This window comes from Microbulbifer mixtoriginis (SeqCode), from assembly GCF_052467705.1.
Map to the genome: position 1 here is coordinate 975,001 of NZ_CP174322.1, position 16,878 is coordinate 991,878.

Annotated in this window: 12 protein-coding genes and 2 rRNA genes (1 of these 14 only partly in view); 3 read left to right on the forward strand and 11 right to left on the reverse strand. The window is 52.0% G+C overall.

Annotation, left to right across the window (positions count from 1 at the left end; all coding sequences use genetic code 11):
• Together ACJJIB_RS04415 and rrf are read left to right on the forward strand one after the other, a co-directional pair.
• A 23S ribosomal RNA gene (locus ACJJIB_RS04415) occupies positions 1-1,129 on the forward strand; it begins 1,751 nt to the left of the window's first position.
• A gap of 203 nt (positions 1,130-1,332) precedes the next feature.
• Positions 1,333-1,448: ribosomal RNA gene (gene rrf, locus ACJJIB_RS04420) — 5S ribosomal RNA — on the forward strand.
• Between the two features lie 791 nt (positions 1,449-2,239).
• On the opposite strand, the gene ACJJIB_RS04425 is transcribed toward rrf, so the two are convergent.
• The 5 genes from ACJJIB_RS04425 to ACJJIB_RS04445 form a co-directional block, all read right to left on the reverse strand.
• Entirely contained in the window at positions 2,240-3,652 is a 1,413-nt protein-coding gene (locus ACJJIB_RS04425; RefSeq protein ID WP_444887993.1) for a M20/M25/M40 family metallo-hydrolase, read from the reverse strand.
• Between the two features lie 29 nt (positions 3,653-3,681).
• Positions 3,682-4,032 carry a hypothetical protein gene (locus ACJJIB_RS04430; RefSeq protein WP_444887994.1) on the reverse strand — a complete coding sequence of 117 codons (351 nt, stop codon included), beginning with the start codon at positions 4,030-4,032 and terminating at the stop codon, positions 3,682-3,684.
• A gap of 3 nt (positions 4,033-4,035) precedes the next feature.
• Entirely contained in the window at positions 4,036-4,815 is a 780-nt protein-coding gene (locus ACJJIB_RS04435; RefSeq protein WP_444887995.1) for a TSUP family transporter, read from the reverse strand.
• Entirely contained in the window at positions 4,787-5,419 is a 633-nt protein-coding gene (locus tag ACJJIB_RS04440) for a lysophospholipid acyltransferase family protein (RefSeq protein WP_252084477.1), read from the reverse strand. Before ACJJIB_RS04440 ends, ACJJIB_RS04435 begins: the two co-directional genes overlap by 29 nt.
• Before the next feature lie 70 nt (positions 5,420-5,489).
• Entirely contained in the window at positions 5,490-7,073 is a 1,584-nt protein-coding gene (locus tag ACJJIB_RS04445; protein ID WP_444887996.1) for a peptide chain release factor 3, read from the reverse strand.
• Between the two features lie 283 nt (positions 7,074-7,356).
• Between ACJJIB_RS04445 and ACJJIB_RS04450 the strand changes: the two genes are divergently transcribed.
• On the forward strand, positions 7,357-9,120 hold the full coding sequence (locus ACJJIB_RS04450) for an aminopeptidase P family protein (RefSeq protein ID WP_444887997.1): 1,764 nt from the start codon (positions 7,357-7,359) through the stop codon (positions 9,118-9,120).
• An 83-nt stretch (positions 9,121-9,203) separates the two neighbouring features.
• On the opposite strand, the gene ACJJIB_RS04455 is transcribed toward ACJJIB_RS04450, so the two are convergent.
• The 6 genes from ACJJIB_RS04455 to ACJJIB_RS04480 all read right to left on the reverse strand — a co-directional run bounded on the left by ACJJIB_RS04455 (position 9,204) and on the right by ACJJIB_RS04480 (position 16,870).
• A complete protein-coding gene (locus ACJJIB_RS04455; protein WP_444887998.1) occupies positions 9,204-9,875 on the reverse strand; it encodes a response regulator in 672 nt (223 codons plus the stop codon).
• A gap of 5 nt (positions 9,876-9,880) precedes the next feature.
• On the reverse strand, positions 9,881-11,323 hold the full coding sequence (locus ACJJIB_RS04460) for an ATP-binding protein (protein WP_444887999.1): 1,443 nt from the start codon (positions 11,321-11,323) through the stop codon (positions 9,881-9,883).
• A 223-nt stretch (positions 11,324-11,546) separates the two neighbouring features.
• Positions 11,547-12,107, reverse strand: a complete 561-nt coding sequence (locus ACJJIB_RS04465) for a hypothetical protein (RefSeq protein WP_444888000.1) — start codon at positions 12,105-12,107, stop codon at positions 11,547-11,549.
• Between the two features lie 29 nt (positions 12,108-12,136).
• On the reverse strand, positions 12,137-13,498 hold the full coding sequence (locus ACJJIB_RS04470) for a YHYH protein (RefSeq protein WP_444888001.1): 1,362 nt from the start codon (positions 13,496-13,498) through the stop codon (positions 12,137-12,139).
• A gap of 421 nt (positions 13,499-13,919) precedes the next feature.
• On the reverse strand, positions 13,920-15,257 hold the full coding sequence (locus tag ACJJIB_RS04475) for a YHYH protein (RefSeq protein WP_444888002.1): 1,338 nt from the start codon (positions 15,255-15,257) through the stop codon (positions 13,920-13,922).
• Between the two features lie 230 nt (positions 15,258-15,487).
• Complete coding sequence (locus ACJJIB_RS04480) at positions 15,488-16,870, reverse strand: MATE family efflux transporter (protein ID WP_444888003.1); 1,383 nt, start codon at positions 16,868-16,870, stop codon at positions 15,488-15,490.
• Positions 16,871-16,878 lie beyond the last annotated feature (8 nt).

Sequence of the window (16,878 nt, forward strand, 5' to 3'; positions counted from 1 at the left end):
GTTTATTAAAAACATAGCACTCTGCAAACTCGTAAGAGGACGTATAGGGTGTGACGCCTGCCCGGTGCCGGAAGGTTAATTGATGGGGTTAGCTTCGGCGAAGCTCTTGATCGAAGCCCCGGTAAACGGCGGCCGTAACTATAACGGTCCTAAGGTAGCGAAATTCCTTGTCGGGTAAGTTCCGACCTGCACGAATGGCGTAACGATGGCCACGCTGTCTCCACCAGAGACTCAGTGAAATTGAAATCGCTGTTAAGATGCAGTGTACCCGCGGCTAGACGGAAAGACCCCGTGAACCTTTACTACAGCTTTGCACTGAACTTTGAGCCTATTTGTGTAGGATAGGTGGGAGGCTTTGAAGCAGCGACGCTAGTTGTTGTGGAGCCGTCCTTGAAATACCACCCTGGTATGTTTGAGGTTCTAACTCTGGTCCGTTATCCGGATCGAGGACAGTGTATGGTGGGTAGTTTGACTGGGGCGGTCTCCTCCCAAAGAGTAACGGAGGAGTACGAAGGTGCACTCAGCATGGTCGGAAATCATGCAATGAGCATAATGGTATAAGTGCGCTTGACTGCGAGACAGACATGTCGAGCAGGTACGAAAGTAGGTCATAGTGATCCGGTGGTTCTGTATGGAAGGGCCATCGCTCAACGGATAAAAGGTACTCCGGGGATAACAGGCTGATACCGCCCAAGAGTTCACATCGACGGCGGTGTTTGGCACCTCGATGTCGGCTCATCACATCCTGGGGCTGAAGCCGGTCCCAAGGGTATGGCTGTTCGCCATTTAAAGTGGTACGCGAGCTGGGTTTAGAACGTCGTGAGACAGTTCGGTCCCTATCTGCCGTGGGCGTTGGAAATTTGAGAAGAGTTGCTCCTAGTACGAGAGGACCGGAGTGAACGAACCTCTGGTGTTCGGGTTGTCACGCCAGTGGCATTGCCCGGTAGCTATGTTCGGACGGGATAACCGCTGAAAGCATCTAAGCGGGAAGCCTCCTTCAAGATTAGATTTCCCTGACTCCTTGAGAGTCCTAAAGGGCCGTGGAAGACTACCACGTTGATAGGCTGGGTGTGGAAGCGTTGTGAGGCGTTGAGCTAACCAGTACTAATTGCCCGTGCGGCTTGACCATACAACAGAGATGGTTACTAACGACTAGCTAAGCTAGCGGATTGTGGAATGAAAGACACACAATGATCGCTTGCGGTGTATTACTACAGATTGTTTTACCGACTTATTTGGGGTTATCGCCGGTCAACAGACCGAGGCAAACAGCGATAACACGGCAGGCCAAGCAGATTGCTTATAAGACCAATGCCAACCCAAGCCAGTTTGCCTGACGACAATAGAGTTGTGGAACCACCTGATCCCTTGCCGAACTCAGAAGTGAAACGCAACATCGCCGATGGTAGTGTGGGGCTTCCCCATGTGAGAGTAGGTCATCGTCAGGCTTCTAATCCGAAAAGGGCCACCCAATAGGGTGGCCCTTTTTTTATGTACAAAAAAATTGAATGCATAAAAAAATAAACACAGAGAATAAAAAATAAATTCAAAATACAGAAAAATAAAAAGCCCAATCGAATTTTTACTCGCAACACTCCCGCCGAAAAATCCAACTCGCTAAAAGCCAATGAAAAAAGCGCAGGCTCTAAAAAGCTCCGAGGAGCCTTCCCTCCTATAAATAAAGCACTTTCTTAAATTTTTTCTGTAAGGAAAAAATGGAAATACAAAAAAATAACGCGCTTTATTTAATCTGCACCTCAAGCACCACCAAAAAAACACCTGAAATTAAAAAGTGCTCTTTAACCTAGAAAAATCATTGCGTTGAAAAAAACGGCGCAGAAATACCAATAAAAATACCGGTGATTTTTTGCACGTTTTAATGAACCTGTGCAACCACGGGGCCTGGCGCGGATATACCGCAGTTATGCACAAGTCTATCCAGACTTTCTGTTAATAACGCCAAGCGCTGGAAAGTGGATAAATGGCTGGTGTTTTTTTACCCGCTGAAAAGGCCCCCACGGAAACAGGGGCCTGAGGGTGGATATCCCTGAGTTATACACAGCTCTATCCATGGATTCTGTTAGTAACAGCCTGTTAATGGAATGGTCATCAGCAGGAAACAGAAATATGCCTTGGTGCTGTGGGTAACTTGGAGAATGGTACGAATAGGGTAGTTGGCAGGTGAGGTATAAAGAGCCTCCACTGAGGAGGCTCTTGTCGTGGTTGTGAGGTGCTTAGTTTACTCTTTTATTTTTGAGGGAATTCGGCCGAGGTTATCTTCCATCTCGGTGGCAAGGAAGGACATCACTACCCAGGCTGCGACGTTCTGGCGCAGGTTCTCTGGCTTCACCTTATCGAGGGTATCGTTAGGGGTATGGTGGTAGTCGAAGTAGTCGGTACCATCCTGGTAGAGACCGAAGGCAGGGACTCCTTCGGCGACAAACACACTACTGTCTGGTCCGCCATAGGATTTGTTATGTCCGCGCTCGATGCCGAGAGGTGCTAGTAATTGCATCATTTGGTCGGCAATATCGAATTTACTCTCAGGCAAACGAGTATCAAATCTCCAGATCTTACCTGCGCCAAAGTCAGACTCAGAGATGGCAATAATATTATCCAGCTCGTGACGATGTGCATCTAAATACTGCTTGGCACCGACCAGGCCAATTTCTTCGGCGCCGAAGAGAACTACGCGCAGGGTACGGCGAGGACGCTTGGGGAGCTCGGCAATCAGGCGAGCGGTCTCCATTACTATGGCGACTCCGGCGCCATCATCCAGCGCTCCGGTACCTTCATCCCAAGAATCCAGATGGGCGCCAATAATCATGACTTCTTCGGGTTTCTCGCGGCCAGTAATTTCTCCAATAACGTTAAATGACGGGCCATCACTGTGACGCTGATTATCTATATCGAGCTTAACTTCTACCGGCTTGCCACGTTTCAACATGGCTTCTAAAAGGTTGGCATCCGGGGCTGACAGTGCCAGTGCGGGAACTGGGTTTTCGACATCATTAATAGACATCATGCCGGTATGGGCAAAGCGGTCAGAGTCTGTGCCCACGGACCTTAGGAGCAGTGCGGCAGCACCTTTCTTAGCGGCTGCACGCATACCTTTACTGCGCCCTTGCACTGCAGGGCCGTAGCCTTCACCCGTACGAGCTTTTTCCATACGCTTGTTGATGAAGGCTATTTTCCCTTTTACCTGTTTAGGGGAGGCTTGCAGTAGGGCTTCAACATCGGGAAACTCGACGATTTCCGCAGTAAGGCCACCTTTGGGGGTTGCTACGCTATAGCCCAGGGAAGACACCACCAGTGGTTGGGGGTAGGGCGAAACCACCTGGGCGTGGGCATGTCCACGTGTCCAGCGGGGTACTTCAATTTGCTCTGTATAAACCCGATCGAACCCCAGGGATTTCATTTTTTCCTGGGCCCAAGCCACTGCACGCCGATCACCTTCCGTACCTGCGCGACGGGGGCCTACTTCTACCGTCAAGGATTCAACGATGCTATAGGCATCGGAAGAAGCCAGGGCGCGATCACGCAATACTTCTGCCACGGACAGATCTTCCTGGGGTAGTGGCTTCGCCTGGGCGATGCTGATCGCTGTAGTTGCAATAAAGGCCCCAGTGAGGGTCAGTAGTGGTTTAAACATATGTTTATCCTTGATTAAAGCTCGTTGACTCAAGATCTAGGTTGTTTGTTAGGTGTGTTGATAAGTAGCCTACTGCGAATATGCCGCAGTTGTTCCAGCCCCTTCTCGGTAAATAAATAGGGCGAGTGATCACTGGACTCGTGCTCTTCTATTTCGAGACACTTGAGTCGCATTGCTTCCAACTCAGGATCATGGCGCATTGGTATCGCCACTAGGGCACGCCATTCACTCTCGCTAGCCTGGCCGGTGATGGCATCCTCCAGGCCTTTAATAAAGCTGGCTCTGTCCATACGAAATCGCGGAGTGCGCAGATGCATTAATGTCCAGATCACAATGACAAAAGCACAGAAGGACAGCAGCAGAGTGAGGAACAGGGTCACTTTCTAGGGCTCCAGCAGTAATTTTATCGCGATGGACATAGTAACGAGAATAACTACAGGCTTAATCAGTTTGGCTCCATGGGAAATAACCAGGTTAGATCCTAATCTTGCACCGATAATCTGGGTGCCCGCCATAGTGATACCGACTATCAGTGAAAAGTATCCGCCCAGTATAAATATAACCAGTGAGGTGATATTGGTGGCCAATACCAACGGTTTGCTTGATGCCGTGGCTTTACGCATGTTGTAACCCAGTAGAGCGGCGAATGCCAGGGCATAGAAGGCCCCTATTCCAGGACCAAAAAAACCTCCATAAAAACCAATCCCACCACCAATCAGAATGTTAAATAGCCCAGGACTTATTCTGGATTTAGAGTCAATATCAGAAATTCGCGGCGAAAATGCGAAGTAGAGGGCGATGCCGATAATTAATATCGGCAGTAGTGTATCGAGTATGTCTCCCCCGACTTTGGTGACTGCCCAGGTACCCAGAGCGGAGCCAAAAACGGCCGCTATCAAGCCCGGCCACTGGGGTTTCAGTTGTAAGTGCCCTTTTCGAAAATAGTTGAAGCTGGATGAGAGAGTACCGAAAACGGCCTGGAATTTATTAGTGCCGAGGGCATCTAGGGGGGGGAGGCCAGCCCATAAGAGTGCGGGCAGGGTTAGCAGGCCTCCGCCGCCGGAGATGGCGTTGATAAAGCCAGCGGTGAAAGCCACCGCGGCGAGTATCAAATATGTGCTAAGGGTTAAATCGCTACTGAATTCTATCACGGGAGGAATCACTGCCCTCCAAGAGATCGGTTTGCATATTGTGGTGGAACCCTTGGTATTTACTGAAGCGACGTTGGATTTCCGTCATATCCTCTTCCAGGTTTCCAGTGGGATGGTAGAGGGAGTCCAGGCAGAAACGCTTGCGAGAAAAGTCCCAGGCAACCAGTAAAATTGGTACCTCGGCAGCATAAGCAATTCGCAGGAAGCCACTTTTCCACTTAGTGACTTTCTTGCGAGTTCCCTCGGGAGTTATACCGACCCACATTTTTTCGTTATTGCGGTATTGCCTAGCTACCTGTTTGGCGATGCCCCCTGCAGAACCACGATTGGTGGGCACACCACCGAGCCACATAAAGAGATTTTTAAAGGGGAAGAAAAAAGCTTCCTTCTTCATGAGCCAGGAAATTTTCACCCTATAAGCCATGATAAAAGGCATGGCCACGACAAAGTCCCAGTTGGAGGTGTGCGGGGCCAGGGCCACCATCACTTTTTTTTCCGGAGGGAAGGTACCTTCCAGGCGCCATCCCATCAGCCGGATCAGCAGCCTACCAATAGCAGCGGTCAGGCCGTTGCCTAGGCGGGGCATTTCTTCCGGTAATTCTTTCTGCTGACTCATTATTGATCTCTCTGTCTACTGCTCAAACATCCTGGAACTGACAAGCGATTTCAGGAAACGTCCACCCAAGTTAATGCTCGCGGGTGGCGTAGAAGCGAATATCTGGATAACGCTCCTCCGCCAACTGCAAATTCACACGGGTAGGCGCTAGGTAGGTCAGGTGTCCACTGCCATCTATGGCAAGGTTGGTACTTGCTTTGCGTTTAAAGTTTTCCAACTCTTTCACGCTCTCGCTTTCCACCCAGCGAGCAGTATTTACATTTACATTTTCATAAATGGCTTCCACCTTATATTCGTCCTTGAGGCGATAGGCGACCACTTCAAACTGCAGGACACCGACGGCGCCGACAATAATGTCGTTGTTATCCAGTGGGAAAAATACCTGGGTAGAGCCCTCTTCGGAGAGCTGCTGCAAGCCCTTTTGCAGTTGCTTTAGTTTTAAAGGATCTTTCAGGCGAATACGACGGAATAACTCCGGGGCGAAATTGGGAATGCCGGTAAACTTTAGAGACTCACCTTCAGTAAAGGCATCTCCGATCTGGATAGTGCCATGGTTGTGCAGGCCGATAATATCGCCGGCAATAGCCTCTTCCACGTGGGTTCGGTCGCCAGCCATAAATGTTACGGCGTCGGCAATTTTTATATCTTTGCCGATGCGTACATGTTTCATTTTCATGCCACGGCTATAAGTACCGGAACAGACGCGCATAAAGGCAATACGGTCGCGGTGTTTGGGGTCCATATTGGCCTGAATCTTAAACACAAAACCGGAGAACTTTTCTTCGTTTGGCTCTACCTGGCGCTCCTGGGTGGCGCGAGGCTGAGGGCCCGGGGCCCATTCGACAAATCCATCGAGCATTTCACGTACGCCAAAATTACCAAGCGCTGTGCCGAAAAATACCGGAGTCAGTTCGCCAGCTAAATAAGCTTCCAGATTGAATTCGTGGGTAGCGCCGCGTACCAGTTCGATTTCCTCGCGGATGTCCTCGGCATATTCGCCGAGTAGCTCATCGGCCTCAACGGAGTCGAGCCCTTTGATCTGGATATCGTCGGGAATTGTGTGACCCTGGCCTTGAGTAAATACGTGAATTGTATCGGTGTAGAGGTTGTATACCCCTTTAAAATTTTTACCGGAGCTCAGTGGCCAATTGATGGGGGCGGCTTGGATATTCAAGACTTCTTCAATTTCATCCATCACTTCGATGGGGTCGCGAATATCCCGATCCAGTTTGTTGATAAAGGAGAGAATCGGCGTGGTACGCAGTCGGCACACATTCATCAATTTGATGGTGCGGTCTTCGACACCCTTGGCGCCGTCAATCACCATCAGCGCAGAGTCGACCGCAGTGAGTACTCGGTAGGTGTCTTCGGAGAAGTCTTCGTGCCCGGGGGTGTCGAGCAGGTTAACCGTGCGCTCCTTGTAGGGGAACTGCATCACCGAGGAGGTGACGGAGATACCCCTTTCCTGCTCCATGGTCATCCAGTCGGAGCGCGCGTGGGGACCTTTTTTCCCTTTAACCGAACCTGCCAGCTGAATGGCATTTCCGAATAAAAGTAGCTTTTCGGTCACGGTTGTTTTACCGGCGTCCGGGTGGGAAATGATAGCGAAGGTGCGGCGGCCGGCGTAGCCCGCCAGGGAAGAACTCTGGCCCATATTTTAAGATTCGATCACTCGATATTCGGAATAAAAACAGGTCTGCATTATACACGCCGGCGCTGATACAAGGGTGGGGTATACTGCGAAATTGGTCTCTGAAATTGGGGCATAAAAACCATTTCGGCAGTGTCAATAGGCGGAGCTGCCAGCACTGCTGGCACTCCAGAACATCTTTTTGAATAAATTCGACTTTTCAGTCGAGTCAAGGTCATCACAAAGAACAGTGACTAAGCATGGGGCTGCAGAAGTGGCTCGGGTGCTGGAAAACCATGGGGGAAGTATGAGTCAGGAAAGATTACAGCGAGTGCGGGAGGAGTTGCGGCGACAGGGCGTGGAGGCTTTCCTGGTTCCCCGCGCCGATGAGTATCAGAATGAATATGTGCCCGCAGCAGATGAGCGTTTGGCCTGGATTACTGGCTTTACTGGATCTGCGGGCATGGCGGTGATTGGCCTGGATAAAGCTGCTCTTTTTGTAGATGGTCGCTATACCCTGCAAGGCCAGCAGCAATTGGGAGACCTGCCCATAGCCCTGGAGGATCTAAATAGCGAGGTTATTGCCCGTTGGGTGGGTGATCAGCTGCGCTCGGGTCAGTCTCTGGGCTTTGATCCTCGCCTGCATACGGACCCGGGGTTAGCGCTGTTGAAAGAGTATTTGGGTGAACGAGATATTGCCCTAAAGCCCTTGGAACAGAATCCCATTGATACGATTTGGCTCGACCGGCCAGCATCTCCCTGTGGCCAAGCCTGCCCCCACCCCTATGTGTTTACTGGTGAGCACTCCAGTGAAAAGCGCCAGCGCATCGCCACTCTTCTCGCCGAAAAGCGTGTAGATGCTCTGTGGCTGGCAAATCCCGAGAGCTGTGCCTGGCTGTTCAATATTCGTGGAGACGACATTCCCCATTTACCTGTAGCACTATCCAGTGGAGTGCTCTTCAGAGATGGCAGCGCAATTTTGTATCTGGCCGAACCGGCAGTTGGTGAGGGGCTTTTGGAGCACCTTAATCGGGAAGTGATGGTGGTAACCGAGAAGGGCCAGTTGTTTGAAGGTCTGCGCCGCCGCCACGTGAACAGGATTTGGGTAGACCCCACAATTAGTAACTGTTGGACTCTGCAGCAGCTACGCGCTCTGGATTTGCAATTGCTATTGGAGCGTGACCCTGTGACCCAGGCCAAGGCGTGTAAAAATTCCGTAGAGCTGGCGGGCTCCAGGGCAGCGCATGAGCGCGATGGTGCAGCGCTGTGTGAATTCCTAGCCGAACTGCCCACTGCAGTGGCAGAAGGTTTGGATGAACTGGCTGCGGTGAAGCTGCTTTACAGCAAGCGTCAGCAGCGCGAAGGCTTTCGCGGCAATAGCTTTGAAACTATTTCGGGCTATGGTTCCAATGGTGCCATAGTGCACTACCGGGTGAGCGAGGAGTCGAGCTTGCCGATGGCTCCTGAGGGAATTTTCCTGTGCGACTCGGGCGCTCAATATCCGGATGGCACCACGGATGTGACTCGTACAGTGGCCCTGGGAGAAATTCCTGCACTTGCACGAGAGCACTTTACCCGTGTGCTCAAAGGACATATTGCCATCGCTACCCTACGCTTTCCGCAGGGCACCTGTGGAGAGCAGATCGATGCGATTGCACGTAGATCTCTATGGGATGCCGGCTTGGATTACGCCCACGGAACAGGTCATGGTGTTGGTAGTTTCCTAAGTGTGCACGAAGGGCCACAGCGTATCGGCAAAGCGGTTACCAATACCCCGTTACAGCCCGGTATGATTCTCTCCAATGAACCGGGTTTTTATCTCACCGGTCAATACGGTATTCGTATTGAAAATCTGGTGTTTGTAAAAGAGAGTGTGGATTACCAAGGTTTTTTGCAGTTTGAGGAATTAACGCTGGCGCCGATCGATCGGAGTCTGATTGATACTACACTTCTCACCGCGCAAGAGCTGCAATGGTTGAACTGTTACCACCAGCGTGTGCGGAAGATCATTACGCCTCTGGTGAATGAAAAAACGGCTTCCTGGTTACAGAAAGCCACCGAGGCTTTGTAATTTGATCGCTGGGAGCTCAGCTCCCAGCATCTCTTTTGCGGCTCTATCAAAATACAGAGTACTATGCGTTTACACCGTAATAATTACTGCACCTCAAATTTGTATCCCGCACCGTAAACTGAATGGATTAATTCTTTATCCGGCAGCAAGGCCGCAATTTTCTTGCGCACTTTTTTTATGTGGCTATCGATAGTTCGATCGCTGATTACCCGGTAGTCGGAATAAATACGATCCATGATTTGTTCTCGGGAAAAAATACGGCCCGGCTCACTGTAGAGAAGCTCGAAGAGATGGAACTCCAGGGCCGTTAAGCCCACGTCTTGGCCCCCGATCAACAGTTGACCAGTGTTACGCTGCAGCTGGATCTCCCCGAGTTTTTGTTGCTCGGAGCTGTGCGTACGACGCAGAACGGCTTTGACCCGCGCCACGATTTCCCTGGGGCTATAGGGTTTACACACATAGTCGTCCGCTCCAATTTCCAAGCCGCGCAAGCGGTCAGCCTCTTCAATTCTGGCGGTCAGCATAATAATCGGTACGTTGCTGTAGCGGCGGATTGCCGTGCAGATCTCCAATCCGCCTTTCCCCGGTAACATCAGATCGAGCAAAATCAGGTCTGGGGGTTGGGCCTCGACATGGGGGATGACCTCATTGCCATTGGTGAGTATATCGGCCTGATAGCCAGCTGCTTCAAGGTAATCCAGCAGCAAGTTGGCCAGTTCTATTTCATCTTCGACAATTAAAATCCTTGCGCCCATTATTCCTACCATTTGATCTTCTCGCTGAGAGGGAGATAAATACTAATTTCCAGGCCGCCCAAACGAGACGGGCCAGCGGAAATACTGCCCTCGTGGGCTTGGACAATATTCTGGCAAATCGACAGCCCCAGGCCCGCCCCCCCGGTTTCTCGGCTGCGCGAGACTTCGGTGCGATAGAGACGATCGAAAAGGTGAGGCATATCTGCACTGGTGACTCCCGGAGAGGAATCAGCAAAGGTGATAATAGCCGTTTGCGCTTCCGCGCGGGCATGTATTTTAAGTTGGCCACCGCTATCGGTATAACGCAAGCTATTGGTGAGGAGGTTGCCAAACAATTGTTGTAGACGTGCCTCATCAGCGTAAATTAGTTTGTTTTCGGCCAACTCACACTGCAATTGCAAATCGATTTTTTTCTCGGCAAAGGCACTGTGAAAATCCTCAACTACCTTGATCAGCAATGGACCCAATGAGAGGTCGGATTTGCAATAGTTCAAGGCCCCGGCATCGGATAGCGAAAGCTCATAGAGGTCGTTTATCAAGCGGCTGAGCTGGCGAATTTTATCGTGCAAAATATTGAGATTTTCCGGTGTGGCGGTGCGTACACCATCCTGCAGGGCTTCAATTTGCCCTTTGAGTACTGCCAGTGGAGTGCGCAGCTCATGGGAGATATCGGCCATCCAGCGATTGCGTGCGTGCTCGTTGGCCTCTAGGGTTGCCGCCAAGCGGTTGAAGTCTGCACTCAGCTGGCCAAGTTCGTCGCGCCGCTCGATATCAATTCGGGTTTTATAATCTCCCGAAGTGAGGCGGTGGGTGGCTTCGGCCAGGCGTTGGATAGGGCGTACCAGCTGCCAGGCCAGGGGCAGGGCAATGGCTAGGGCAACGAGAAAAGTGGCGATGGAGATCAGCGCAAAAGTGCGGGATAACTCCCGGATAAAACCCTGTTCATAATTATTGGAGAGCTCGGGCGGTGGATTGATAGTGAGGTAGCCAACAGTTTTATCTGCTACTTTAATTGGCTGATAGAGCAATTCTTTTTCCGGTGCTGGTCGACCAATTACGAGTCGCTTTTCACTGTCAAAAAGGCTTAGGCGTGGCCCCAAGCGGTTACCCATAGGCGGGCGATGGCCTGGCCCGAACATGCCTCGCGGTGGCCTGCCATCAGGTGGTGGGGGTGGCGGTAAGCGATCGAAGCGACGAAAGATTGTTTGTCTGTGCAGGTCAATCCACTTGGAGCCATTCGCTTCTAGAGATTTCCAGCTGCCCTTACGACGGTAAAAGCTTTCCAGTGCCTGGACCAGTCCTTCCACATCGCGCAACTCTTGTGCACGCATATAAGCCTGAAAACCGTGGCTGAAACTCCACTGGAAAAAAACAAACATACCACCGACAGTAATCGCCGTGGTGAGTAAAAAAGCCAGGCTGAGTTTGTTGCGAATATTTAACGACATCTTTTTTGCAGTCCTTCCTACGGACAGTGGGTATAGCGGACTCTCCCGTTCCACCATTTTGGGCTTTGCCCGTTCGGATGATTCTCCAAGCGTACACTTACAGCAAAAGGGGAGGCAATCTCAGTGACCAATTACTTGCTGTTTATGACCAAGAATACAAAGCAGTTCAGGTACTTTGCGAAAAATCGTGCTGAATAAATACAGCGGGAAAACCTCCAGCGGCTTACTGGCTAATGTGCGCTAAATCTTGTGACTTCTTACTCTCTTCCCTCCTTTCACCCTGAGATAAAGGCGATGTGGAAAAATGGTGCAGGACAAAGTTGTCGCTGTCGCGCTGAATAAATAGTGTTGCCAAAACCCGCTTGCCCCCGAGACTCCAGGTACTGTGGTCGTGCGCATTGAGAGTCACTGTGATTTGGTTGAAGCCAGGCTTCAGCAGTTTTTCGGGTAGATGCACGTCGGCGGCGTAGAGACGCTGTATTTTTTCCCCATTGATGTAGAGGTGTGCGTGCCCCTCGAGGAAACGCTGTGGCTTATTGTTGGCGTAGCGGGGGGATTCCAGTTCGAAGCGGTCGTAGCCGATATGTAAATTGAAACCGGACAGGCTATCTCTTCTGATGTCCAGTTCAATTCTCGGTACGGCTATATGCACGGGTATCTCTATGACCGGATGTTGATCGCCGTTGTGGCCGGCGTGGGGGTTGGCTTGGGCGGTCAGTGCGGGGCTGCCCGATACCATCAGACCGAAGAGGGAGCCAATAAGAAAATACCCGATTATTTTCATAGAAAGTTCGCCTTTAATGATGCTCGATGTCAGCGCCCAATGGTTGAAGAACACCGGTTTACAATGGTTTGCTCATCCAGTTTTCCGTAAAAGCGTGGTCCAAAAGTGAAGGGGAATGCGGGCACCAATTGGGCGTCATCGCTAAGTGTGACAGTCAAGTGATAATGGTAGCCGCGTTCTTCATCTGTATGGCCGTTGTACTGGTCCAGGTATGCATCACCCTGGGCTGACAGTTCAGGATCCCAGTAATAGTCTTCGTAAAAAAAGCCGGCCGTAGTATCGAATTCGTTACCGGATAGGGAGGTATAACTGCCGTTGGTGGATGGGCCGGTATTGTTGGTATTTGCAACGCCCTTGCTAGTGTCGTATTCGTCAACCAATAGGCATGAGCGCTCGCCGGCGACGCCACAACCGGTTTCTGAGCTGGGATCGTCGTAGTCGCGTATTGCCCAGCTGCTTATTGCCAATTGTCCGTCGCCTTCCCAGGGCCCATAAATCGGGTAGCCGTCGGCGGTATAACCATAAATTGGTGAGTGGGCATCACCTATATCCCCCACCAGATTTGCCAGGCAGTCGCTGTAGAAATGATGATGGTAATCACCGTTGGCGGCATGACCACCACAGACATCCACATCATAGACTTCGGCCAGAGGGGCTAGGGTGTGCCAGGTGTTGTTGACAGACTGGCCGTCGCTCCACTGATAGATAGAGGTGCCATTTACCCAGTAGCCCTGCACGCCGAGGCTAGTTTCACAGTCCTCTGTTGCAGCTTCCGGGGATTTGGGGATGTAGCCCTGATGCGAGACATTCTCCGGGCAGACAGGGCCGGGGGGCCAGAAGCCATAGCCTGCTTCGGCACCACAGGAGGCGTTGCTGCGATAACCGATATCCTGACCAAAACTGATGAAGTCACCCAGTTGAACATTGGGGCTGCCGTTTAGGAAATCACTGTTAACCTTGGGGCGGGTGAGCAGGGCACTGAGGATATTTTCGGTGATCAGAATTTCGTAGTCGGGAATTCCGCTTGCGGATACCCGGGTGTATTCCTTGCCGCTTACAGTAACAGATTCAACACTCTGCACATTGACCAGAACTTGCTCATTACTGTTGTTCTCGTAGATATAGGGCGCGCGCTCTCCGGTGGTATTGACGACCCAGACCCCAGTGTCTTCCGTACTGCTGTCGCCTCCTCCAGTGTCTTCGTCCCCATTGCGGTCATCACCGCTGTTGCTGCCGGTTGAGGAATCACTGCCCTCGCTGCTGATTTCTGTATCAGAGGAAGAACTCCCTCCGCCACCGCATCCCTGTAAGGCACCGGTGATCAGTGTAAGGGCGATGGCGCAGGATAAAAGCGAGCGCTGGTCCGGGAGGAGCATTTCTATTCTTTTCATGGGTAACCCTGACATCAAGGGAGAAGCCACCTGAAAGTACTGCAGAAAAGAGGACAAAATATGGACAATATGCAGACTTGCGCAGCTGGTTTTCCCGATGAGAAATGCCTTTCACTATTGCGCTAAAACAGACCATTGCGTGAAAGCGGCTATGTCTGCAAAAACCTTTCTCCTAAATGGGTATGGGGAAGCCACTTAGTTTCCCTCTGCCGATTTTTTAACTCGATGAAAAAAATATGATGCTGCTCTCTGGCAGAGATCGACACTGTTAAATTTTGCAAAGTATGCCTTGGGGAATAGTCTTCAAGCGTAGTGACAGTTGTGGGGGTGAGATTGCCAACCACGCTGTGGGGGAATCCCGCAGCGCGGTTTAATTGCAGCAGCGCTTAAAAATAAATGCAAAACCTTAAGGTGTTTCGGCTTACCTTGGTGGGGGTCTCGGCGGAGTACCGCCCCCGACCTCATCGGAACAGACACTGACGATCGTCTGGCTATCCAGCTTACCGTAGAAGCGCGGCCCGAAGGTATAGGGAAAGGCTGGAATAAGCTGCCCGTCTTCGGCCTGGGTCACGGTGAGGTGATAGTGGTAACCGCGTTCACTATCGCTGTGACCGTTGTATTGATCCAGATGGGCTCCGCCGAGCGCAGTAAGGACGCTGTCCCAATAATAATCCTCATAGAAAAAACCAGACCTGGTAATAAACGTATTGCCCGATAGAGAAGTGAAAACATCACTAGTGCTGGGACCACTGTTGTTTAGTACTTCAGTGCCTTTAGTAAGATCGTACTCATCGATCAACAAGCAGCTGCGCTCCCCGGCTATGCCGCAACCACTCGGTGCGCTGGGGTCGTCGTAATTGCGAATGGCCCAGCTGCTTATGGCCAGTTCTCCATCGGCTTCCCAGGGGCCGTAGATGGGATAGCCATCGGCGGTAAAGCCGTAAATCGGGGAGTGAGTACCGCCTGAGTCCCCAACCAGATCCGCCAGGCAGCCGCTGTAAAAATGGTGATGGTAATCCCCCCTAGCCGCATGGCCTCCGCAGATATCTACATCGTACTTTTCTGCCACCGGTGCCAAGGTGTGCCAAGTGCCATCCACTACCTGGCCATCGCTCCACTGATAGATGGAAGTGCCGTTGACCCAGTAGCCCTGTGCTCCAAGCCCGCTTTCACAATTTTCATCGGACATTTCTGGTGCCAGTGGGAAGTAGCCTTGGTGAGAGATGTTCTCAGGGCATACGGGACCGGGAGGCCAGTAGCCGTATCCCGCACTCGTAGCGCAACTCTGCGTGTTACTGCGGTAGCCGATATCCTGGCCAAAGCTGACGACATCGCCAACCTGTACAATGGGGCTACCGCTGACGAAATCAGTGGCGGCCTTGGGGCGATTGATCAGCCAATCGTATAGTTTGTCGGTGATTTCGGTTTCGTAATCGGGGATACCTGTCGCCGTTACCAGAGTGTAATCTTTGCCGTCCACCATGACTGACTCCACACTCTGGATGTTCACCAATACCTGTTCGTTGCTATCGCTTTCGTAGATATAGGGTGCGCGGACGCCAGTGGTGTTCAGAATCCAGGGCTCGTGGTTCCCGTTGTTACCGCCGCCATTATCTCCGGAATCATCTTTTGGAGGGGTATCGGGGGCGTCCTGATCGCAGCCCATTAGGCTTGTTGAAACCAGGGTCGAGAGTAGAGCTGACAGGACTGTGTTGCGCCACAGTTGCCAGCGAAGCGATGCACTTTCCTTTTCTTGCATAAATCACCGTCCTTGCTGCGGAGTAAGTAGGCGTGACCGGACTCTGGGTTCGGCCACGGCTGAAACTAACGTGCAAAGTGGGAAGTAATATGCAAGCTCACTAGTGTGGCGGATAATTCATTATGAAGGCGGCAGAGTGAAATACAGCGCTGTAAAGTTGAACAAGAGGCAGCCTCATGGACGGGAGAGTTGCGCAATGAGGCTGACGCTTGTGTTTTCCTGAACTGAAATTAACTGGCCGATAGGGGTTCTGTTGTGTCGACTTCCGCACTGCGCTTGCTGGTATCGTGGCGCAGCCACCACCAGGATAGGGCGCCGAGCAACAGGTTGGATGCGGCGGTAGCGGCAAACAATCCGGTCATGCCCCAGAAATAGTTGCCGACCCACGCTAGGGGGAGATAGATACCGAGTACCCGCAGGAAAGAGATCATGGTTGCAGGCAATGGCCGACCCAGGCCGTTGAAGGCGGCATTGGCCGACATTACAAAACCGTAACCGGCATAGCTAAACGGCACCAGGCTCAGGTAGGCGACAGCCACGGCGATAACTTCTGGGGAGTCGCTGAACAGGCGCACTACTGGCTCGCCGATCAAATAAAGCAGCACCGCCAACCCCGTCCCCAGTATCAGGCAGAAACGTGCCAATACACTGACGGTTTCCCGCAGCCGGTGGGTGTTGCCGGCCCCGGCGTTTTGTCCCATAAAGGGGCCGACGACTGCAGAAAGTGCATAAAAAATAATCAGGGCGACTGGCTCGATACGCAGTGCCACGCCGAGTCCGGCCACGGCCTCGTCGCCGTGTACGGCCACCAGTGCTACTACAACACCGCCGGCCATGGGGATAATGACATTGGTGAGTACCGCCGGCAGCCCCACGGCGAGGACTTTGCGCCAGGATTCGACTAGGGTACCGAAGTGCCATTGGGGCGCGGCCACAAGATTTTCCCGGCGGATCAAATAATAGAAGGCGAAGAAGAAACTGATGGCGCGCACGATGACAGTGGCGATCGCTGCGCCCTGTAATTCCAGCCGGGGAAACCCTAGCAGGCCGAAAATCAGAATAGGATCGAGGATCACATTGAACAGGGCCACCCCCACCATGATTCGACCGGTCAGCGCGCTGTTGCCGATAGCGCGCAGAGCCGAAAGGGCAATGGTGGGGACTATCACGAAGATGGTGCCGATGTACCAGGGCACCATGTAGTCCTCGATCAGTGGCATCAGCTCTTCGCTGGCACCGAGCAGGGAAAACAGAGGGCGAATGCTCAACAAGCCGGCGACAGTAATCAGCAGGGAAATGAGGAGCGCCAATACTGAGGCGTCTGTTACTAATCTGCGCACATTCCCTACATCTCCGGCACCGTAGGCACGGGCTACCGCGGAGGAGGTGCCGGCGCCGAGACCAATGGAGAAACTGTTGATGACCATTACAACCGGGAAGGTGAAGCTCATAGCCGCTAGAGGGGCACTGCCCAGCTGTGAGACAAAATAGGTATCCACGATATTGAAGGACATTACCGCGAGGATACCCCACACCATGGGCAGAGCCAGTCTCTGCAGGTGGCCGGAAACCGAGCCTTCTAGGAGTGAGGGACTGCTTTTAGATAGCGACATTCGATAAC